Consider the following 19501-nt stretch of genomic DNA (forward strand, 5'->3'; position numbering starts at 1 on the left):
GCGCCCTGCCGACAGGAGTCCTGAATGCGCCGTTTGTTTTTTCTGCTGATCATGATCTGCACCACGCCTGTCTGGGCAGACAGCCTCGACCAACTCTACAAGGTCGCCGGCTGGCCTGAGCAGCGCGCCCACTTTACCGATGCCCTCGATGCCGCCCAGCAGCGCTATCGCAATAGCTTGCCGCCTGCCGTTTACCAGGCGCTGGTCAATAACAGCAACCAGCGTTTCCAGGCCCAGGCCGTGGACCGGCGTGCGCAGGCACAATTGCGCGCCAACCTGAGCAACCCGGCACCCGCGCTGACCTTTTTCCAGTCGCCCCTGGGTCGCAAGATCGTCGCGGCCGAACTGCTGGCGACCCGTCGCGACCAACTGGCCAAGAACGCCAAGGGCTTGCCCAAGGTCGAGGCCAGCGACGACCGTCTGCTGATCATCGGCCACCTGGCCCAGGCCCTGCCCGCTCGCGAGGCCGGTGCCGAAGTCAGCCTGGCGATTGCCGGCGTTGCCGCCGACAGCTTGAGCCAGATGATCCCCGGCCTGCTCGGGGGTGGCCAGGCCCAGAGCCTGCTCGATGGCCAGCGCCAGCGACTGATGAGCCAGATCGGCAGCGAGTTGAACAACACCCTGCTGTACGTCTACCGCGACCTGACCGACGCCGAGCTTGAAGCCTTCGCCACCTTTGCCGAATCCAACGAAGGCCAGGCCTACTACAAGGCCGCCCTGGCGGCCATTCGCGCGGGCCTGGCGGTCGGGCAGAACACCTCTGACCTGAAGTGATCAGCCCAGGCGCTGGTCGATAAAGTCGAAGTAACGCTGTCGAATCGCCGGCAGCTCATTGGCCAGGTGGTGACGCGCCTCGGGGATCAGCAGTATCTCAGGCTCGGCAAATTTCTCCCGCAACACCTTGAGGTTGTGTGGCCAGTCGACGGTCATGTCGGACTCACCCTGGATAATCAACGGCCGCCGCGTACTGGCAGGCGCCGCCTCGATGCGCTTGACCCATGCCACCAGCGCCCCCACCCAGGCGGTCGGCAAGCGCCGTGGCTGCAGCGGGTCAGCCTGCAGGAACGGCAGGAAGGTCGGGTCGTTGGAATTCTCGCTGAAGCGTCGCTCGATACCTTTGACGAACGGACGCAGCAAGCGATAGCTGAATTTCGACCAGCGCCACGAGCGTGGTCGCACCAGTGGCGCCAACAGGATTACCTCGCCCTGGGCCGGGCTTTGCGCGCCACTGTGCAGCAAATGATCGATGACAATCGCCCCGCCTGTGCTCTGTCCACACAAATGCCAGGGGTGCGGCAGCGCCATCGCGTGGCCTTGTTCGAACAGCGCCTGCAGTACCTGCTGGTAGGTCGCGAAGTTGTCGATACTGGCCCGCTCGCCGCTGGACAGGCCGTGCCCCGGCAAGTCGCAGGCAATGACCGCGTAGTCCTGATCCAGCGCCCAATCGATGACATGGCGGTACAAACCCATGTGGTCATAGAAGCCATGCAACATCACCAGGGTCGCCACGGGTGCTGCAGGTATCCAGACCTGCCCGACCAGCTCGAAACCCGCGGCCTCGAAGCGCCCCAACCAGCGCTGCGGCTCTACCTTGCGCGCCGACAGATCGAGCCCGTAGTAGCGCTGATAGGCCTGGGCCTGCGCCGACAGTGGCTGACGCGCAACCAGAGGCGAGAGGCTGGCGCGTAACGAGTCGGGTTGAAATGACGCAGGCATAAGGATTTCCGAACACAAGAAGCGGGATATTGACCTGTGATATTCAGCTGTCGCCGGCAGCATGGCAAGCTAGGCGACATTTTCCGGAAAACCATCCCCATGCTCGCGCCTACCACCCGCACCTTGCTCGGCCTGCTTATCACCGCACTGTGCGCCGCGGGCCTGTGGTGGGCGTACGACAGCTTCCAGAGTCGCTACCTGCGTACCTTCGACAACCAGACGGCGTTGTTTTCCGGCGATCGCCTGCAACTGCCGGACGCCATCGCCGGCCCCGGGCCGATCCGCCTGGTGCATTTCTGGGACCCGGCCTGCCCGTGCAACGTCGGCAACCAGCAGCACCTGGCCGAACTGATCGAACACTTCGGTGCCCAGGGCGTGGAGTTCTACGTCGTACAAAAGCCCGGCAGCCGTGGCCAGTTGCCGGCCACCTTGAGCGCCCTCAAGCCACTGGCCGATCTGCCAGGGACCGAACACCTGCCCGCCAGCCCCGCCGTGGCGATCTGGGACCGCCAGGGCAAGCTGGCTTACTTCGGCCCCTACAGCGAGGGGGCAACCTGCAATTCAAGCAACAGCTTTATCGAACCCATTCTTCTGGCGCTGAGCCAGGGGCGGTCAGTCAGTGCCACTCACACGATGGCGGTGGGGTGTTACTGCCCCTGGGCTGGCTGACGCATCCGCGCAGGATTCCCCACCACCGTCGAGCCCGCTGGCACATCACGAGTGACCACACTGCCGGCACCAATCACAGCGTTATCGCCAACCGTCACGCCGGGCAGGATGATTGCCCCACCGCCAATCCACACGTTGTTGCCGATCTTCACCGGCCGCCCGCTTTCCAGGCCGCTGCGGCGCAGCTCCGGGTCCATCGGGTGGTCGGCAGTGTAGAGCTGCACCGCCGGGCCGATCTGGCAGTCGTCGCCGATGCTCACCGGGCAGACATCGAGGATTACGCAGTTGAAGTTCATGAATACATTGCGACCCACGCTGATGTTGTACCCGTAGTCGCAATAGAACGGCGGGCGAATCACTGCGCCTTCACCCACTGCATGAAAGTGCTCCAGCAACAGGCCATGACGATGGTCATTGAGCAGCTCGACGCTGCCGTTGTAGCGCTGCATCCACAACTTGTTGGCGATCTGTTCGGCCTGCAGTTCCGGGCAGGTGGCGCGGTAGAGCTGGCCGGTGAGCATTTTCTGCTTTTCGCTGAGGTCCATGGTGCCTCCTTAGGGACTATCCTCTGTGCGCAAATACCTCGATGATCGGACCACATTGTCCGCCAAAAAGTACAAGGAGTTCTGATGAAGCGCAGCCTGACCTTCCTCGCCGTGGTCATTGCCGCGGCAGCCGGCGGCGGTTACTGGTATGTGCAGGGCAAGCTGCCGCAGCGTGAAGGCGAGGTGACCCTGGCCAGCCTGCAGGCCCCGGTCAGCGTGCGCTACGACGAGCGCGGCGTGCCGCATATCCAGGCCCTGAACGAGACCGACCTGTACCACGCCCTGGGCTACGTGCATGCCCAGGACCGCTTGTTCCAGATGGAGATCATCCGTCGCCTGGCCCGTGGCGAGCTGGCCGAAATCCTCGGCAGCAAGCTGGTGCCGACCGACACCTTGTTCCGTTCCCTGCGTATTCGCGAGCAAGCCGAACGCTATGTCGAACGCCAGGACAAGCAGTCGCCCGCCTGGCTCGCCCTGCAGGCTTACCTCGATGGCGTCAACGCCTGGCAGGCAAGCCATCCCAAACCCATGGAATTCGATGTGCTGGGCATCACGCCCCGGCCCTTCACCGCGCAAGACACCTTGAGCATCGCCGGCTACATGGCCTACAGCTTCGCCGCAGCGTTTCGTACCGAACCGGCAATGACCTACGTGCGCGATCAACTCGGTGCCGAGTACCTGAACATCTTTGACCTCGGCTGGAATCCCCAGGGCGCACTGCACAGCAGCCCGCCGCTGGCTGCCGCCGACTGGAAAAGTCTCGAGCACCTGGCCCGGGTCAGTCAGCAAGCCCTGAGCGAGGCCGGCATTCCCCACTACGAAGGCAGCAACGCCTGGGCCGTCTCCGGCAACCACACCCGAAGCGGCAAGCCGTTGCTGGCAGGCGACCCGCACATCAGCTTTGCCGTGCCGGCGGTGTGGTACGAGGCCGAACTGTCGGCGCCCGGCTTCAACCTGTATGGCTATCACCAGGCGCTCAACCCGTTTGCATCGCTTGGGCATAACCGTCAGTTCGGCTGGAGCCTGACCATGTTCCAGAACGACGATGTCGACCTGATCGCCGAGCAGGTCAACCCCGACAATCCCGATCAGGTGCGTATCAACGGCCAGTGGCAGCCGCTGGCCATTACCCAGGACAGCATCGCGGTGAAGGGGGAAGCACCGATCAGTATCACCCTGCGCCGCTCGCCCCACGGCCCCATCGTCAACGACGTGATCGGCAGCCACGCAGGCCCCACGCCGATTGCCATGTGGTGGGCCTTTCTGGAAACCGACAACCCGATTCTCGACGGCTTCTATCAGGTCAACCGCGCCGACACCCTGGACAAAATGCGCGCGGCAGCGGCGAAGATCCAGGCCCCCGGGCTCAACCTGGTGTGGGCCAACGCCAGCGGTGATATCGGCTGGTGGGCGGCGGCGCAGCTGCCGATTCGCCCGGCGGGGGTCGACTCGACCTTTATCCTCGACGGCAGCACACCCCAGGCCGACAAGCTCGGCTTCTATCCCTTCAGCGCCAACCCGCATCAGGAGAACCCAGCCAGCGGCTATATCGTCTCGGCCAACTACCAGCCACCCGCTGCCATGCCGATCCCGGGTTACTACAACCTTGCCGACCGTGGCCAGCAACTGGACCGCCACCTGGCCGACCCACAAGTCAAATGGGACACCCAGAACAGCCGGGCGCTGCAGCTCGACACCACCACCGGCTATGGCCAACGCACCCTGGCACCGTTGCTCGGCGTGCTGCGCGAAGTGGCCCAGGGCGATCAGGAGAAAGAGCTGGTCGAGCAACTGGCCAGCTGGAACGGCGACTACCCGCTGGACTCGGTCAACGCCACGCTGTTCAACCAATTCCTCTACGACCTGGCTTACGCGGCAATGCATGACGAACTGGGCGATGCCTGGTTCCAGACACTGCTCAGCACCCGCGCCATCGACGCCGCCCTGCCACGCCTGGCCGCCGACGCCGAATCACCCTGGTGGGGGCTGCACGGCAGCAGCGAGCACGGCAGTCGCAGCGAAGCGGTGAAACGCGCCTGGCAGGCCAGCCTGGTTCACCTGCGCGAAACCCTGGGCAAAGACCCGGCCGACTGGCAATGGGGCAAGGCGCACACCCTGACCCATAACCATCCACTGGGGCTGCAGAAGCCGTTGAACCTGCTGTTCAATGTCGGTGCCTTTGCCGCACCGGGCAGCCATGAAGTGCCCAATAACCTCTCGGCGAAAATCGGCCCGGCACCCTGGCCGGTCACCTATGGGCCATCGACCCGACGCCTGATCGACTTCGCCGATGCCGGGCAGGCCCTGACCATCAACCCGGTCGGGCAAAGCGGTGTGCTGTTCGACAAGCACTATGCCGACCAGGCCAAGGACTATATCGAGGGGCAGTATCACCAGGCGCAATTGGGGGAGGTTGCGGCACAGAGCACCTTGAGGCTGGTGCCAGGGCGTTAGGCTGGTTGCGACCCCTAGCCGCTGCCGCCAGGCTGTGATCGGCCGTGAAGCGGACGTCGAAGTTTCATGGCGGCAGCGGCTACGGGAAGCCTGTGACAAGCCGCCATTGCAAATTGATTGGTGGCACCGGGATCTTTCGGCCATGCGCGCACTCCAAGCGCTATCGCTTGTCCCTCAAGGCAGAACACAACAATGAACAACACTGCGCAGCACGATCCCCAGGACCTGTTGAAACTCTTGGCTGCGCTGATGCGCGCCGTACGCAAAAACGCCGACGCGGCTTAGCCTGCGTCGGCGTTTTTTGTGCAGCCCGGACTGCGGCGAATCAGAACGCCGGCAGTACCGCACCGCTGTATTTCTTCTCGATGAAGCTCTTCACTTCAGGGCTGGTCAAGGCCTTGGCCAGCTTCTGGATCGCCTCGCTGTCCTTGTTGTCCGGACGGGCCACCAGGAAGTTCACGTACGGCGAATCGGCGCCTTCGATCACCAGCGCGTCCTTGGCCGGGTTCAAGCCAGCTTCCAGGGCGTAGTTGGTGTTGATCATGTCCAGGTCCACCTGATCCAGTACGCGCGGCAGCATGGCCGACTCAAGCTCGCGGAACTTCAGTTTCTTCGGGTTCTCGGCGATGTCTTTCGGGGTCGCCAGGGCATTCTTCGGGTCTTTCAGGGTGATCAGGCCCGCCTTCTGCAACAGCAACAGGGCACGACCGCTGTTGCTGCCTTCGTTAGGAATGGCGACGGTGGCGCCTTCCTTCAGTTCGCTCAGGCTCTTGATCTTCTTGGAGTAGCCACCGAAAGGCTCGACGTGGACGCCGATCACGGTTTCCAGGTGGGTGCCCTTACCTTCGTTGAAGTTCTTCAGGTATGGCAGGGTCTGGAAGTAGTTGGCGTCCAGACGCTTCTGGTCGACCTGCACGTTAGGCTGCACATAGTCGGTGAACACCTTGATCTCCAGGTCCACACCTTCTTTGGCCAGGGTCGGTTTGATCAGCTCGAGAATCTCGGCGTGCGGCACAGGGGTGGCAGCAACCACCAGTTTCTCGCCCGCCTGGGCGAAACCTGCAACCGACAGTGCGGTCGCCAGAGCAGTGAACAACAGAGCCTTTTTCATGCGCAGTCCTTATTCGAATACGTGGCCATCAGTCGACGGCAAATTGGGTTGCCAGCACTTTGCTAGCTGGCTTGAAGCGGACAATACCGAGATTCTTTATGCCGCAACAATATCTTTTACTTAGCTTCTTATTCCTTTTTTGACGCAAGCTGCACTAGCACGTGCTCCAGCAAGCCCTGCACCGCACTCAGCTCATGTGGCTCGCCCCAGGCGCAGAGGTGATCCAGCTGCCTGGCCAGCACTTGCAGCGGTGTGGGCAGGTTCAGGTGCTGGGGCAGAATCTCTTCGCCACTGCTGACCAGCAAGGCGAAATGAATGACGTTTTCCAACTCCCGGGTATTGCCCGGCCAGCTGTGCAATTCCAGCACCCGCTGCGCCGCTTCGCTGATCAGCGGTACCGGCAGGTTCAGCCGCGGGCTGTAGATACCGACGAAATACTCGGCCAACGGCAGGATGTCACCCACCCGCTCACGCAACGCTGGCAGCTCCAGGCGGCCCTCGCGCAAATAGTGATAGAGCCGCTCGTGGAACTTGCCGGCATTGACCGCTTCCGCCAGATCGATACTCGATGCCGCCACCAGCCGCACATCCACCGGGTGAGGTTGCTGGGCACCAACGCGGGTGACTTCATGGTTTTCCAGGGCGGCGAGCAGCTTGACCTGGATCGCCAGCGGCAAATCGGCGATCTCGTCCAGATAAAGCGTGCCGCCGTTGGCCGAGCCGAACCAGCCGGCGCGGCTGCTGGCCGCCCCACTATGGGCCCCGGCGCTATAGCCGAACAACTCGGCGTCGGCGTAGGTAGGACTGATGGCGGCGCAGTTGACCGAAACGAACAGGCCGCCACGATCGCTGGCCCGGTGGATCTGACGGGCCAGCAACTCCTTGCCGGTGCCGGTCTCGCCGCGAATCAGCACCGGCAACGCCAGCGGCGCCAGCAGCTCCAGCTCTTCGCGCAGTTGCCGCGAACGCGGGTCGACGAACACCAGCGCCTTGGCGCGGATGCTCAGCGGGCTTTTGTCCTGCTCGGGGAAGGTCAGCAATGGCTGCCCCAGGGTGTCGTGAGTACTCATGGCAAACTCCCGCCCTCGGCACCTGAGGCCGGGCGTCGGATCTGGCGAAGGTCAGCGCCCGGAATCAGGCGCGGCGAAGGGCGTGCTGTTCGAGGCGGCTCTGCAGGCGGTACAGGTAGGCGAAACCTTGTTCCCAGCGACGGTGCCCGGATTTGACGTTGATATGCCCGGCACCGGCCAGAAAGCCCGCCTCGGCGCCCCACGCCCGGGCCAGTTGCATGGCACGCGGGGCACTGACGGCCGGGTCGTTGTCGGAGCTGACCACCTGGCTTGGAAACGGCAACAACTGCTGTGGAATCGGGGCGAAGTTGCGCAGGACGTCGGCGCAGGTGGGGCGCTCGACATCGGCCGGCGCCACCAGCAAGGCGCCACGAACGCGACGCAGCAGGTTCACACTGGCGTGTGCAGCCCAATGGGCGACGGTAATGCAGCCCAGGCTGTGGGCAATCAGGATCACCGGCGAATCGTCAGCGGCGACCGCCTGTTCCAGTGCCGCAACCCAGTCCTCACGCGTTGGCGTCAGCCAGTCGGCCTGCTCGACCCGAGCGCTGTTGGGCAGCACCTGCTGCCAGTGACTCTGCCAATGATCCTCTGGCGAACCTTGCCAGCCCGGCACAATCAGGTAACGGATCGACTCATTGCGCATGGGAACGCCTCCTGCGGGTTTGCGTACATGAGGTCAAGTATAGGGAGGTGGTTATATTCGTAAAGGAATAAGAAGATATTTATTAATAACCAAACCATACAGTGCTTGTCTCCGCTGTCGCCAGGCTGCGATCGACTGCGCAGCAGTCGCCCAGGAACCTCCACGACCGCTTCGCGGCCGATCGCAGCCTGTCGGCCGCGGCTACGAGGGCAGTGCTACAGGCACAAAAAAGGGACCATCCCCTGCCACAGAAATGGTCCCTGAAGTCTTGCTCGTTCAGCGGGCGGTGATCACCGCCAGTTTGGTAATGCCCGCACGCTCGATGGCCGCCATGGCCCGCGCCACTTCGCCGTAGTTCACACCATCATCAGCCTGCAGCTGCACGCGCAGCTCCGGGTCCTTGGCCTTGGCGCTCTGCAGGCTGGTCTCCAGCAGGTCGGGCTGGATCTCGTCCTTGTTGATGAACAACTTGCCGCCGCCGTCGATGCTCACCACTAACGGGTCCTTCTGCTCCACCGGCGCCACGGCCTCGGTCTTGGGCAGGTTAATGGGGATGGCGTTGGTCAGCAGGGGCGCGGTGACGATGAACACCACCAGCAGCACCAGCATCACATCCACCAGCGGGGTTACGTTGATCTCGCTGAGTACTTCGTCGCTGTCCTGGGTCGAGAACGCCATGTCAGGAGGCCTCCTTCACTTTTTGCGCACGGGTACCGGCTGCCTTGTAGGCCGCAGGGTGGACCAGCACGCGGAAGGCACTCTTCTGCGCCAGGCTGTAGAAATCGTGGGCGAAGTCATCGAGGTCGGCGGCGGTGAGTTTCAGGCGACGCAGGAAGTAGTTGTAAACCAGCACCGCCGGCACCGCGACGGCAATCCCCACGCCCGTGGCCACCAGCGCCGCACCAATGGGCCCGGCCACAGTTTCAAGGCTGGCAGAGCCCGCTGCACTGATGCCCTTGAGGGCTTCCATGATGCCCCAGACCGTACCGAACAGGCCGATGAAGGGCGAGGTGCTGCCGATACTGGCGACTACCGCAAGGCCCGTTTCCAGCGAGCGTCGTTCACGCACGATCTGCTGACGCAGGGCGCGTTCCAGGCGGTCCTGATGATTGATGGCCTGGCTCAGGTCGCTGGCCTGGCCAGGCTCGCCCACAGCAATGGCGGCGTAGCCGGCCTGGGCCACGCGGGCAGCCGCCCCGGGTTGGCTGTCACTCAGTTCTGCGGCGGCATCCAGGCTGGACGCCGCCCAGAATTGCTTGTGAAAACGCTTGTCCTGATTCTTCAGGCGTACGAACTGCACACCCTTGACCAGGGCCAGGCCCCAGGTGATGACAGAGAAGCCCACCAGCAGCCAGATCACCGCGCTTTCGATGGATTCGAGGGGGGATGCCAATAACGTCATGTCAGTACTCTCTCTGTTAGCGCGAATTAGTGAATCTTGAATTCGATCGGGACGCTGACCCAGCCGTCCTGGGCCACCTCGCCCTGCTTGGCCGGAACAAAGCTCCAGCGCTTGACCGCCGCCAGTGCGGCATCGTCGAGCGCCTGGCGACCGCTGCTTTTCTGCAACTGGATCTCACCCGGCTTGCCACTGGCCAGCACCTGCACCCGCAGCAGCACCGTGCCTTCCCAGCCGCGGCGGTGAGCCAGGGCCGGGTATTCCGGTGCCGGGTTCTTCAGGTACCCGGCGTTGGCCGAGGCCGGCGTCACTGGTGCCGGTGCAGGCGGCGCCGGTGGGGCGGCCGGTTGCGCTGGCGCCGGGGGTTGCTCGACGGCCTTTGGTGCAGGTTTTGGAGCCGGCTTGGGCACGGGCTTGGGTTTAGGTTTGGACACAGGTTTGGGTGCAGGCTTGGCGGCCAACTCATCGATCACCGGTGGTGGCGGCTCCACCACTGCTGGCGGTGGCGCGGGTGGAGGGGGTTGCACCACCGGCGGTGCCGGCTGCGAGAACTCAATAGTCATCGGTGGAATTTCCGGCGGCACCACCGGCAACACCGGCGTCGGCGCCTGGCTCACCCAGTAAGCCACCGCGCCATGCAAGGCCAGGGCGAAAATCCCCAAGAGGACTTTTTCCCGGCGCCCCAGGGTGCTTTTCGGGGTGCGCTGCAGGCGCTGGTACGCCAGCGGCAGGCGGTGTGGTCGGCCGAGGTCGACCAGCTCACCGCTCGGCGTCTGGCGCCAGAGCACATCGAGCGCGGTGGCAGCGGTCTGGACATTACCCATTGATCAACTCCCGGGATCTCGTTCGTTTCATCGAAGGCAGCTCATTTGCCTTCGCTGGACAGAATCATCGCTGCGCACTGCTTATTTCTTAAAGTAATCTTTGAAGTTATCAATAGAAGTTTAAGGAATATAAAAATCGACCTTGCCGCTCAACGCCACGCCGTTCAAGGCCTGGCGTCAAGCACCAGATCTGCCATGCCTGCAGCGCATGAAAAGTATTCGGTGCAGGCATGGAAAACCGTCTTCAAAAGTCGTAGCGACCGGTCAAGCCCAGGGTTCTTGGCGTGCCCGGCAGCCCTTCATAGCCACCGTTGGCGGCGCTCCAGAGGGTGGTGTAGTAGGTCTTGTCGAAGGCGTTCTTCAGCCACAGCGAGACGTCCCACTGGCCCTGCCCCAAGTCGCCGCGCAGGCCGGTCGAGAGATTGACCACCGCATAGCTGGGGATCTGCGCATAGTCGGAGTCCTCCACCGTGCCTACCGCCTTGGAGCGGAACGCATAGCTGGCGGTGACGTAGGGCTGCAGGCCATTGTCCAGGTCCCACTGGTACTGGCCGTTGGCGTTGCCGATCCACTTCGAGGCGCCGACCACCTGATGCCCGGTGAGGTCGCAGGCCGCCGGGGCACCCGGCTGCAAGGCGACTTCCGGCGCGCACGGGGCATCCTTGTAAGAGAGGTAGCGAACGTCGTTGTAAGAGCCGTTGAGGTTCAAGGTCAGGCCACGCAACGGCACCAGGGTGCTTTCCACCTCCACCCCTCGAGAGCGCACGGAACCGGCGTTGGTCAGGTATTGCACGCGGTTGGCTTCGTCGTAGGCGTTAGTCTGGTAGCCGTGGACTTCGGTCCAGAACAGGTTGGCGTTGAGTTGCAGGCGACGGTCCCAGAGCGTGCTCTTGAAACCCAGTTCAGCGTTGTTGGCGCGTTCGGTGCCTACCAGCAGCGAGTCGGCCCCGGCGACTGGCGCGGTGGCCACCGCCAGGTTCACCCCACCCGACTTCTCGCCATGGGACAGGGTGGCGTAGCCGAGCAGGTCGTCGGTAAAACGATAGCTCAGGTTCAGTAGGCCCGAAGGGCTGAAGCTGTACTGGTTCAGGTCGCCCGAGTCATAAGCACCCACACGCCCCTGGCGAGCAGCCGCGGCGGCACCGCTGACGGCAGCACCACCCACCGGTGCCGCACGGTCGACCCAGGCGCTTTTTTCTTCATAGGTGCCACGGATGCCCGCCGTGAAGTCCAGGCGCTCGGTGAGGTGCCAGGTGCCCTGGGCAAACAGCGCGAAACTGTCGGTGTCGATATGCCCTTTGCCCAGAGTGGTGACATTGGCCAAGGCGCCCGCCGGGGTGCCGTTCCAGATATCCGCCTGGGGTCCGTAGTAGACGAAGGATTTGTTATCCAGGTCGGAGCCGAAGTAGTAGGCGCCCAGCACATAGTCGAAGAACCCGCCGGTCGGCGAGGCCAGGCGAAACTCCTGGGAGTACTGCTTGTCGCGCACCGAAACACCGGAGTTGTAAGCGGCTGGTACGTTCAGGCCCTCGTCGTTGCGGGGGGTGAAGTCCCACCAGCGGTAGGCGCTGACCGAGGTCAGGGTGAAGTCGTTGTCCAGGGTCCAGTTGGCCTCCAGCGAAGTGCCGCCCTGGAACACGGTGACCTGTTGATCGGTATCGAGATTCACCTTGCGTTTGCTGCCATCAATCAGCGTGGCCCCCGCCGCCTGGGCACGGGCCTCGTAGCGATTGACACCGTTGATGGTCGGGCCGGTGCTGTACAGCAGGCGGGTGCCGGCGCTGGAGTCCTCTTCGTTGTAGTCGCCGATCCAGCGCAGGTTGAACTGCTCGCTGGGCTTGTACAGCAACTGCCCACGAAAGCCCTGGCGGGCACCGCCATTGAGGGTGTGGCCGTCGTATTCGTTCTTGATGTCGCCGTCGTTGCGGGTGCGGTAGGCCGAAATACGTCCGGCCAGGGTTTCGCTCAAGGGACCGGACAACGTGCCCTTGGTCTGGAAGTAGCCATCCTCGCCCACTGAAGTCTCGATGCTGCGCTCCGGCGTGAAGCTCGGCGCCCGGGTGCTGATGTTGATGACGCCCGCCGTGGTGTTCTTGCCGAAGAGGGTGCCCTGCGGACCGCGCAGCACTTCCAACTGCTCGATGTCCATCAGGTCGAACACCGCCATCCCCGGCCGCCCCAGGTAGACGTTGTCCAGGTACAGGCCGACGCTGCCCTCCAGGCCATCGCTGGCCGGGTTGTTGCCCAGGCCACGGATCGACACGCTGGACTGGCGCGCATGCATGTAGGCCACGTTGACGCTGGGCACCAGCTGCTGCAGGTCCTGGATGCGGTACACCCGCTGGCTTTCCAGGGCCTGGCCGTCGAGTACGCTGATGGGGGTCGGTACGCTCTGGGCGCTCTCTTCGCGGCGCCGGGCGGTCACCGTGACCGTCTTGAGCTGGCTGTCGCTGGCCTTGGCCTCGGCCTTTTCCGGCGTTGCCGCCTGAGCCGGTAGCCAGTGCGCGCTGCCGGCCAGCAGCAAGGCCAGGGGCAGGCGTTGGAGTCGCCTTGAAGAAAGGGGTGCGGCGCGAAAGGACGGGCTCATGGGCGGCTCCTGATCAGGAAGGCATATTCCTGTTGGTTATTTATTTATTAATTGAAATATTTAAACTGAATAAGAGATTGCCTTTATAAGGAGTCCACCCACGGCAGGGCAAATGCCTTTGGCCGATACTTTTTATGAGGAAAATGCATGAGAAAGTTTGCCGGCGGGCACGGTTGGGCCTGCCGGAAGGCGAGGTGTTCAGCGGGGGCGGGGGAATGATCGCGGGGCTAGCCTGCTCCTACAGGTAGGAGCAGGCTAGCCCCGCGACAGGTCAGATGTTGGCGACTTTCTGCCAGACCTTGGGCTTGAAGAACAACGTCTCGCCACGGGCCAGGCCCGTCAGGCTGTCGTGGTCCTTGACCACTTCGGCTTCGATCAGGTCACTCTGCCCTTCAACCTTCAAGGTCACCCGGGTGGTCGCGCCCAGCGGACGGATATCACGCACTTCAGCCGCATGGTGTCCTTCGATTTCATGCCGCGACAATGACACTTCATGCGGGCGGAACAGTACGTGATGGCCTTCGCTCAGGTGCAGGCGGTTGGAATCGCCCAGGAAGTGATAAACGAAATCACTGGCCGGGTTCTCGTATACCTCGCCCGGCGAGCCGATCTGTTCGATCACGCCCTTGTTCATCACCACGATGCGGTCGGCGACTTCCATGGCCTCTTCCTGGTCGTGGGTGACGAACACCGAAGTCAGGTTGATGTCTTCGTGCAGGCGCGCCAGCCAGCGGCGCAGCTCTTTACGCACCTTGGCATCCAGGGCACCGAAAGGCTCGTCGAGCAGCAGTACCTTGGGCTCCACCGCCAGGGCTCGGGCCAGAGCGATACGCTGGCGCTGGCCGCCGGAGAGCTGCTCGGGATAGCGGTCGCTGAGCCAGTCGAGCTGAACCATGTTCAGCAGCTCATGGACCTTCTCGGCAATCCTGCTTTCGGTGGGTCGCTCGCCCTTGGGCTTCATGCGCAGGCCGAAGGCGACGTTGTCGAACACACTCATGTGGCGGAACAGGGCGTAGTGCTGGAATACGAAACCGACGTTGCGGTCCCGCACGTCGTGACCAGAGACATCTTCGCCGTGGAACACGATGTTGCCCTGGTCGGGGGTTTCCAACCCGGCGATGATCCGCAGCAACGTGGTTTTGCCGCAGCCGGACGGGCCGAGCAATGCCACCAGCTCGCCGCTGTGGATATCCAGGTTGATGCTGTCCAGGGCCTGGAAAGCGTTGAAGCGCTTGCTGACGTTACGAACTTCGATCGACATGAATTATTCCTCCGCTGCGCTGTGGCGCAGACGGTTAATGCGGGACTCGCTCCACTGCTTGAGCAGCAGGATGAAGAGCGCCAGGATCAGCAACAGGCTGGCCACGCTGAAAGCCGCAACATGGTTGTATTCGTTGTAGAGGATCTCGACGTGCAGCGGCAAGGTGTTGGTCACCCCGCGAATATGCCCGGAAACCACCGACACCGCACCGAACTCACCCATCGCCCGCGCGGTACACAGCACCACGCCGTAGATCAGGCCCCATTTGATGTTGGGCAGGGTCACGTGCCAGAACATCTGCCAGCCGTTGGCCCCGAGCAGGCGCGCGGCCTCCTCTTCCTGGGTGCCCTGCTCCTGCATCAGCGGGATCAGTTCACGGGCGACAAAAGGCACGGTGACGAAGATGGTCGCCAGCACGATACCCGGCAAGGCGAAGACGATCTGGATGTCGTGGTCCTGCAGCCACGGCCCGAACAGGCCCTGGGCGCCGAACATCAGCACATAGACCAGACCGGCGATCACCGGCGACACCGAGAATGGCAGGTCGATCAGGGTGACCAGGATGCTCTTGCCACGGAAGGTGTACTTGCTCACACACCAGGCCGCGCTGACCCCGAACACCAGGTTCAGCGGCACCGAGATGGCTACCGCGATCAGGGTCAGCTTCAGGGCCGACAGCGCGTCGGGCTCGAAGATCGCCTCGAAGAACGTGCCCAGGCCCATTTTCAGGCCCTGGGACACCACGATCACCAGCGGCAGCAGCAGGAACAGCCCGAAGATCAGCCAGGCAAGGCCGATCAGGACGCGTCGCGATGTAGCGCTGCCACGGCGGGCGGCGTTGGCCGAAGCGGCCGCGCCAATTGAAGATGCAGACATATGCGTGGCCTCCTTCAAGGGGTTTCGATGCGCCGCTGCAGCAGGTTGATCAGCAGCAACAGGATGAAGGAAACCACCAGCATCAACACGCCGATGGCAGTGGCGCCGGTGTAGTCGTATTGGTCGAGCTTGACCATGATCAGCAGCGGCAGAATTTCGGTTTTCATCGGCATGTTGCCGGCGATGAAAATCACCGAGCCGTATTCACCGACACCGCGGGCGAAGGCCAGGGCAAAGCCGGTCAGCCAGGCAGGCAACAGCGCTGGCAGCAACACATAGCGGAACACCTGCAGCGGCTTGGCACCCAGACAGGCGGCGGCTTCCTCGACTTCGCGCGGGATGTCGGCCAGTACCGGCTGCACCGTGCGCACCACGAATGGCAAGGTCACGAAGGTCAGGGCCAGGGTGATGCCCAACGGCGTGTAGGCAATCTTGAAGCCCAGGTCGGTGGCGAACTGGCCAACCAGGCCTGCTGGCGCATACAGCGCGGTCAGGGCGATACCGGCAACGGCGGTGGGCAAGGCGAACGGCAGGTCGATCATCGCCTCGATGATCTTGCGCCCCGGGAAGGTATAGCGCACCAGCACCCAGGCCAGCAGGGTGCCGATGATGCCGTTGATGATGGCGGCGAACAGTGCAGTGCCAAAGCTCAGCTTGAGCGCGGCCAGAACCCGCGGTGCGCTGACGATGGCCCAGAACTGCTCCCAGGTGAGTTGACTGGCATGCACGAACATGGCCGCCAGCGGTATGAGCACAATCAGACTGAGGTACACCAAGGTGTAGCCCAGCGTCAGCCCGAAGCCGGGTATGACGGGGGAGATGCGACGTGACATAAAGGTCCCTGGTTGAACGCACGAAGCCCGGAAATCATCCCGGGCCCATGCTGGCTACTGAACGGCGATTATCCTGACGGCCATCTGATCACTGCGCCGTGTAGATCTGGTCGAACACACCACCATCGTTGAAGAACTTGGGCTGGGCAGTTTTCCAGCCACCGAAGTCTTTGTCGATAGTCACCAGGTCCAGTTTCGGGAACTGTTTGGCGTATTCGGCAGCAACGCTGGCATCACGTGGGCGGTAGAAGTTGTCGGCGGCAATTTTCTGGCCTGCCGGGCTGTACAGGTATTCGAGGTAGGCCTTGGCAATGTCGGCATTGCCTTTTTTCTCGGCGTTCTTGTCGACCACGGCCACCGGTGGCTCGGCGAGGATCGACAGCGACGGCACGACGATCTCGAACTTGTCGTTGCCACCGTCCTCCTTGAGCGCCAGGAAGGCTTCGTTTTCCCAGGCCAGCAACACGTCACCCTGACCATTGTTGACGAAGGTGATGGTCGAGCCACGGGCACCGGTGTCCAGTACCGGGACGTGCTTGAACAGTTGCTGCACGTATTCCTGTGCCTTGGCTTCGCTGCCGCCGGCCTTCAGGCCATAGGCCCACGCGGCGAGGAAGTTCCAGCGTGCCCCGCCGGAGGTTTTCGGGTTCGGAGTAATGACCGAGACGTCTTTCTTGATCAGGTCGCCCCAGTCCTTGATGCCTTTGGGATTGCCCTTGCGTACCAGGAACACGATGGTCGAGGTGTAGGGCGTGCTGGCCTCGGGCAGGCGGTTCTGCCAGTTGTCCGGCAGGGTCTTGCCCAACTTGGCCACCTCGTCGATGTCGCCGGCCAGGGCCAGGGTCACCACGTCGGCGCGCAGGCCGTCGATCACGGCCCGGGCCTGCTTGCCCGAACCACCATGGGACTGCTGGATCTTCACCTTGTCGTCCGGGTGCGCCTGCTGCCAGTGCTTGATGAACTCGGCGTTGTACTGCTGATACAACTCGCGGGTCGGGTCATAGGACACGTTCAACAGCTCGTAGTCCTTGGCGATGGCGGAACCGGCAAACACGGCGCTGGCGAGGGCGGCCAGGGCATAACGGCGAATGGACATGGTGAAGCTCCCGATTGGCGTATTTTTTTAATTAGGTGGCGCGTTTATCGCGGGGCAAGCCCGCTCCCACAGAGCTCGGCCCGATATCAGCCGGGCTTGTTGCCGGGATTTTGCAGGCGGAACTTTTCCTTGCGTTCGATCTGGACGACCTGGGCGTTGTGCACGGTGATCTCCACCGCACCGAACCGCAGGTCGCGCAGGGCGCTCTGGATTTCGCGCAGAATGGTGGCTTCGTCCTGACCGTCAACGCTACGCAGAGATGCGCTCATGCTCGTGCTCCTGTGAACTAAGAGGTGCCGTGCAGTAGCGTGAGGGAGAAGCGACTGCGCCTGGCTTGAGGGCAATCTTAGGGGGGCATGATTATTCTTAAAAATACTATTTAAGAATTTTTATATAACCAAAAACAAGATCGGAGCACGCTTGTTCCTGCCCGGACTGCAGGCGCGGGCCTGCTCCGCGAAAGGGCCTTCAGTCCCAACGCAATTGCTGCGCCGGCACCGGCCGCCCGAACCAGTACCCCTGCCCCATCTGGCACTGCTGGTCCAGCAGGAACCGCGCCTGCTCGGCCTGCTCGATACCCTCGGCCTGCACCTCCATGCCCATGCTGCGGCCCAGGGCGATAATCACCCGCACAATCGCCGCATCGTCTTCATCACCGGGCAGGCCTGCGACAAAGCCCTGGTCGATCTTGAGCTTCTGCACCGGCAAGCGCTTGAGGCGCAACAACGAGGAGTAGCCCGTACCGAAATCATCGATGGCCAGGCGCAAGCCCAACTCGCGCAGTCGGTGCAGTTGCTCCAGTGCAACCTCGGGGTCTTCCATCACCGCGCTTTCCGTCACCTCGAGCTCCAGCAGGCCCGGCGCAAGTTGAGTGTCATGCAGTACCTTGGCCACCTGCTGGAACAAGTCGCGCTGGCCAAACAGACGACTGGAGAGGTTCACCGCCACAAACTCCAGCTGCCGGCCGGCGGCCTGCCACTCGACCATCTGCGTGCAGGCCTGGTTCAGTACCCAGGTGTCGATATCGGCAATCAGACCGGTGCGCTCGGCAATCGGGATGAACTCGCCCGGCGGCACCAGGCCACGCTCCGGGTGCTGCCAGCGCACCAGCGCCTCGACGCCGATCATCTTGCGGCTGAGCAGGTCATGCACCGGCTGGTAGTAGACCCGCAGTTCTTCCTGTTCCAGCGCCCGGCGCAGCTCGCCGGCCGTCTCCACCCGCTGCTGGGCGTGGGCGGTCAGTTCTTCGGTGTACAGCGCATAACCGGCACGACCGCACGACTTGGCCTTGAACAAGGCCGAGTCGGCGTTGCGCAACAGTTGCTCGGCACTCAGGGCGTCGCCGGGGAACAGGCTGATGCCGATACTGACGCTGATGAACAACCGCTGGGCATCCAGCTCGAACGGCTCTTTCATGCCGTCGATAATGCTTTGCGCCAAGGCTGCCGCCTGCCCAACCTGCGGGCAGTTTTCAGCCAGCACGGCGAATTCGTCGCCGCCCAGGCGTGCCAGGGTCACACCGCTTCCCAGCAAGTGCCTGAGCCGCTCGCCCACCACCTTGAGCAACTGGTCGCCGACATTGTGGCCCAGGCCATCGTTGATGCTCTGGAAATGGTCCAGGTCCAGCAACAGCAAGGCGCAACCGCGCTTGTTGGCCTGGGCCGACGCCAGCGCCTGCTCGGCGCGGTCGTTGAACAGCAGCCGGTTGGGCAGATCGGTGAGCGGGTCATGATGGGCCAGGTAGGCCAGCTCACGTTCGGTGTGCTTGATCGCGCTGATATCGCTGAACACCGCCACGTAATGGCTCAACTCGCCGCTGTCGTCGCGGATCGAGCAGATGGTTTGCCACTGCGGGTACACCTCGCCGCTTTTGCGTCGGTTCCAGATCTCGCCGCTCCATTCGCCCTTTTCCGCCAGGGTGGCGAAGATCTGCTGGTAGAACGCCGGGCCATGACGACCGGACTTGAACTTGTTCGGGCGCTGTCCGAGCACCTCTTCTTTCTCGTAGCCGGTGATCTGCATGAAGGCGCGGTTCACATGCACGATCACCCCGTCGCGGTCGGTGACCAGCACGCCTTCCAGGGTGCTGTCGAACACCGCCGCCGCCATGCGCAGGCGCTCGCGGTCTTCGCGACGCAGGCGGGCGCCCACGCCGATGAAGTTCAACAGCCGGGCCCGAGAGGTAAAGATCAACAACGCGCTGCACAGTACCCAAAGGTGAGCGCTGAGCAGTTGCCAGCGGGCCAACTGCTGCGGATTATCGAAAAGACTGCTCAATATTTGATCAGACAGCGCCAGCCAGAGCACGGACAGCACCAGGTAAAGCGCCGCCATGCGCAAGGCGTCTCGAATGGAAGCAGACATAAGGTCCTGAACAAGCCCACTGAAAAAGTTGGGGGATTATAAGGTAGAAA

18 protein-coding genes are annotated in these 19501 nt (G+C 62.9%); 3 read left to right on the plus strand and 15 right to left on the minus strand.

Annotated features, from left to right (window positions below; genetic code table 11):
• Positions 1-24: 24 nt before the first annotated feature.
• Positions 25-774, plus strand: coding sequence for a DUF2059 domain-containing protein (locus tag ABVN19_RS21630; RefSeq protein WP_028943849.1), 750 nt, complete (start codon positions 25-27; stop codon positions 772-774).
• On the opposite strand, the gene ABVN19_RS21635 is transcribed toward ABVN19_RS21630, so the two are convergent.
• On the minus strand, positions 775-1716 hold the full coding sequence (locus ABVN19_RS21635) for an alpha/beta hydrolase (protein ID WP_105641850.1): 942 nt from the start codon (positions 1714-1716) through the stop codon (positions 775-777).
• A 99-nt stretch (positions 1717-1815) separates the two neighbouring features.
• Here ABVN19_RS21635 and ABVN19_RS21640 point away from each other — a divergent pair, with 99 nt between their 5' ends.
• Positions 1816-2385 (plus strand): DUF6436 domain-containing protein, encoded by a 570-nt coding sequence (locus ABVN19_RS21640; RefSeq protein WP_105641849.1) that lies wholly within the window; start codon positions 1816-1818, stop codon positions 2383-2385.
• Here the strand turns inward: ABVN19_RS21640 and ABVN19_RS21645 are convergent.
• Positions 2364-2930 (minus strand): sugar O-acetyltransferase, encoded by a 567-nt coding sequence (locus ABVN19_RS21645; RefSeq protein WP_028943846.1) that lies wholly within the window; start codon positions 2928-2930, stop codon positions 2364-2366. The genes ABVN19_RS21640 and ABVN19_RS21645 overlap by 22 nt on opposite strands.
• Before the next feature lie 84 nt (positions 2931-3014).
• On the opposite strand from ABVN19_RS21645, the gene ABVN19_RS21650 reads away from it, so the two are divergent.
• Positions 3015-5384, plus strand: coding sequence for a penicillin acylase family protein (locus tag ABVN19_RS21650; protein WP_105641848.1), 2370 nt, complete (start codon positions 3015-3017; stop codon positions 5382-5384).
• A 325-nt stretch (positions 5385-5709) separates the two neighbouring features.
• On the opposite strand, the gene ABVN19_RS21655 is transcribed toward ABVN19_RS21650, so the two are convergent.
• The 13 genes from ABVN19_RS21655 to dibA all read right to left on the minus strand — a co-directional run bounded on the left by ABVN19_RS21655 (position 5710) and on the right by dibA (position 19451).
• Positions 5710-6495, minus strand: coding sequence for a MetQ/NlpA family ABC transporter substrate-binding protein (locus ABVN19_RS21655; RefSeq protein WP_028943844.1), 786 nt, complete (start codon positions 6493-6495; stop codon positions 5710-5712).
• A gap of 128 nt (positions 6496-6623) precedes the next feature.
• Positions 6624-7565 (minus strand): sigma 54-interacting transcriptional regulator, encoded by a 942-nt coding sequence (locus ABVN19_RS21660; protein WP_028943843.1) that lies wholly within the window; start codon positions 7563-7565, stop codon positions 6624-6626.
• 64 nt (positions 7566-7629) lie between these two features.
• A complete protein-coding gene (locus ABVN19_RS21665; protein WP_028943842.1) occupies positions 7630-8211 on the minus strand; it encodes an alpha/beta hydrolase in 582 nt (193 codons plus the stop codon).
• Positions 8212-8487: 276 nt separating this feature from the next.
• Entirely contained in the window at positions 8488-8889 is a 402-nt protein-coding gene (locus ABVN19_RS21670; RefSeq protein ID WP_028943841.1) for a biopolymer transporter ExbD, read from the minus strand.
• A gap of 1 nt (position 8890) precedes the next feature.
• Complete coding sequence (locus ABVN19_RS21675) at positions 8891-9613, minus strand: MotA/TolQ/ExbB proton channel family protein (RefSeq protein WP_028943840.1); 723 nt, start codon at positions 9611-9613, stop codon at positions 8891-8893.
• Between the two features lie 26 nt (positions 9614-9639).
• On the minus strand, positions 9640-10434 hold the full coding sequence (locus tag ABVN19_RS21680; protein WP_105641847.1) for an energy transducer TonB: 795 nt from the start codon (positions 10432-10434) through the stop codon (positions 9640-9642).
• Positions 10435-10678: 244 nt separating this feature from the next.
• Positions 10679-13021: a TonB-dependent receptor gene (locus ABVN19_RS21685; RefSeq protein WP_105641846.1), complete on the minus strand. Its 2343-nt coding sequence runs from the start codon at positions 13019-13021 to the stop codon at positions 10679-10681.
• 271 nt (positions 13022-13292) lie between these two features.
• Positions 13293-14282 (minus strand): sulfate ABC transporter ATP-binding protein, encoded by a 990-nt coding sequence (locus tag ABVN19_RS21690; protein WP_028943837.1) that lies wholly within the window; start codon positions 14280-14282, stop codon positions 13293-13295.
• 3 nt (positions 14283-14285) lie between these two features.
• The gene (gene cysW, locus ABVN19_RS21695) at positions 14286-15158 is read right to left on the minus strand and encodes a sulfate ABC transporter permease subunit CysW (RefSeq protein WP_028943836.1); all 873 of its coding nucleotides are present in this window, start codon (positions 15156-15158) and stop codon (positions 14286-14288) included.
• A 14-nt stretch (positions 15159-15172) separates the two neighbouring features.
• Positions 15173-15991: a sulfate ABC transporter permease subunit CysT gene (gene cysT, locus ABVN19_RS21700; protein ID WP_028943835.1), complete on the minus strand. Its 819-nt coding sequence runs from the start codon at positions 15989-15991 to the stop codon at positions 15173-15175.
• Between the two features lie 88 nt (positions 15992-16079).
• Positions 16080-17087, minus strand: a complete 1008-nt coding sequence (locus ABVN19_RS21705) for a sulfate ABC transporter substrate-binding protein (RefSeq protein WP_105641845.1) — start codon at positions 17085-17087, stop codon at positions 16080-16082.
• Positions 17088-17173: 86 nt separating this feature from the next.
• Positions 17174-17356: a sulfur starvation response protein OscA gene (gene oscA, locus ABVN19_RS21710; RefSeq protein WP_028943833.1), complete on the minus strand. Its 183-nt coding sequence runs from the start codon at positions 17354-17356 to the stop codon at positions 17174-17176.
• Between the two features lie 199 nt (positions 17357-17555).
• The gene (gene dibA, locus ABVN19_RS21715; protein ID WP_028943832.1) at positions 17556-19451 is read right to left on the minus strand and encodes a phosphodiesterase DibA; all 1896 of its coding nucleotides are present in this window, start codon (positions 19449-19451) and stop codon (positions 17556-17558) included.
• Positions 19452-19501: the final 50 nt, after the last annotated feature.

The sequence above is a fragment of the Pseudomonas vranovensis genome, assembly GCF_040438935.1.
Lineage (GTDB): Bacteria > Pseudomonadota > Gammaproteobacteria > Pseudomonadales > Pseudomonadaceae > Aquipseudomonas > Aquipseudomonas vranovensis.

Excerpts from the sequence above, each read along its gene's own strand:
- ABVN19_RS21690 (WP_028943837.1), bottom strand. The coding sequence starts at position 14,282 with ATGTCGATCGAAGTTCGTAACGTCAGCAAGCGCTTCAACGCTTTCCAG.
- ABVN19_RS21650 (WP_105641848.1), top strand. The coding sequence starts at position 3,015 with ATGAAGCGCAGCCTGACCTTCCTCGCCGTGGTCATTGCCGCGGCAGCC.
- cysT (WP_028943835.1), bottom strand. The coding sequence starts at position 15,991 with ATGTCACGTCGCATCTCCCCCGTCATACCCGGCTTCGGGCTGACGCTG.
- ABVN19_RS21675 (WP_028943840.1), bottom strand. The coding sequence starts at position 9,613 with ATGACGTTATTGGCATCCCCCCTCGAATCCATCGAAAGCGCGGTGATC.
- cysW (WP_028943836.1), bottom strand. The coding sequence starts at position 15,158 with ATGTCTGCATCTTCAATTGGCGCGGCCGCTTCGGCCAACGCCGCCCGC.
- ABVN19_RS21680 (WP_105641847.1), bottom strand. The coding sequence starts at position 10,434 with ATGGGTAATGTCCAGACCGCTGCCACCGCGCTCGATGTGCTCTGGCGC.
- oscA (WP_028943833.1), bottom strand. The coding sequence starts at position 17,356 with ATGAGCGCATCTCTGCGTAGCGTTGACGGTCAGGACGAAGCCACCATT.
- dibA (WP_028943832.1), bottom strand. The coding sequence starts at position 19,451 with ATGTCTGCTTCCATTCGAGACGCCTTGCGCATGGCGGCGCTTTACCTG.
- ABVN19_RS21670 (WP_028943841.1), bottom strand. The coding sequence starts at position 8,889 with ATGGCGTTCTCGACCCAGGACAGCGACGAAGTACTCAGCGAGATCAAC.
- ABVN19_RS21665 (WP_028943842.1), bottom strand. The coding sequence starts at position 8,211 with ATGCGCAATGAGTCGATCCGTTACCTGATTGTGCCGGGCTGGCAAGGT.
- ABVN19_RS21705 (WP_105641845.1), bottom strand. The coding sequence starts at position 17,087 with ATGTCCATTCGCCGTTATGCCCTGGCCGCCCTCGCCAGCGCCGTGTTT.
- ABVN19_RS21635 (WP_105641850.1), bottom strand. The coding sequence starts at position 1,716 with ATGCCTGCGTCATTTCAACCCGACTCGTTACGCGCCAGCCTCTCGCCT.
- ABVN19_RS21685 (WP_105641846.1), bottom strand. The coding sequence starts at position 13,021 with ATGAGCCCGTCCTTTCGCGCCGCACCCCTTTCTTCAAGGCGACTCCAA.
- ABVN19_RS21630 (WP_028943849.1), top strand. The coding sequence starts at position 25 with ATGCGCCGTTTGTTTTTTCTGCTGATCATGATCTGCACCACGCCTGTC.
- ABVN19_RS21640 (WP_105641849.1), top strand. The coding sequence starts at position 1,816 with ATGCTCGCGCCTACCACCCGCACCTTGCTCGGCCTGCTTATCACCGCA.
- ABVN19_RS21655 (WP_028943844.1), bottom strand. The coding sequence starts at position 6,495 with ATGAAAAAGGCTCTGTTGTTCACTGCTCTGGCGACCGCACTGTCGGTT.
- ABVN19_RS21660 (WP_028943843.1), bottom strand. The coding sequence starts at position 7,565 with ATGAGTACTCACGACACCCTGGGGCAGCCATTGCTGACCTTCCCCGAG.
- ABVN19_RS21645 (WP_028943846.1), bottom strand. The coding sequence starts at position 2,930 with ATGGACCTCAGCGAAAAGCAGAAAATGCTCACCGGCCAGCTCTACCGC.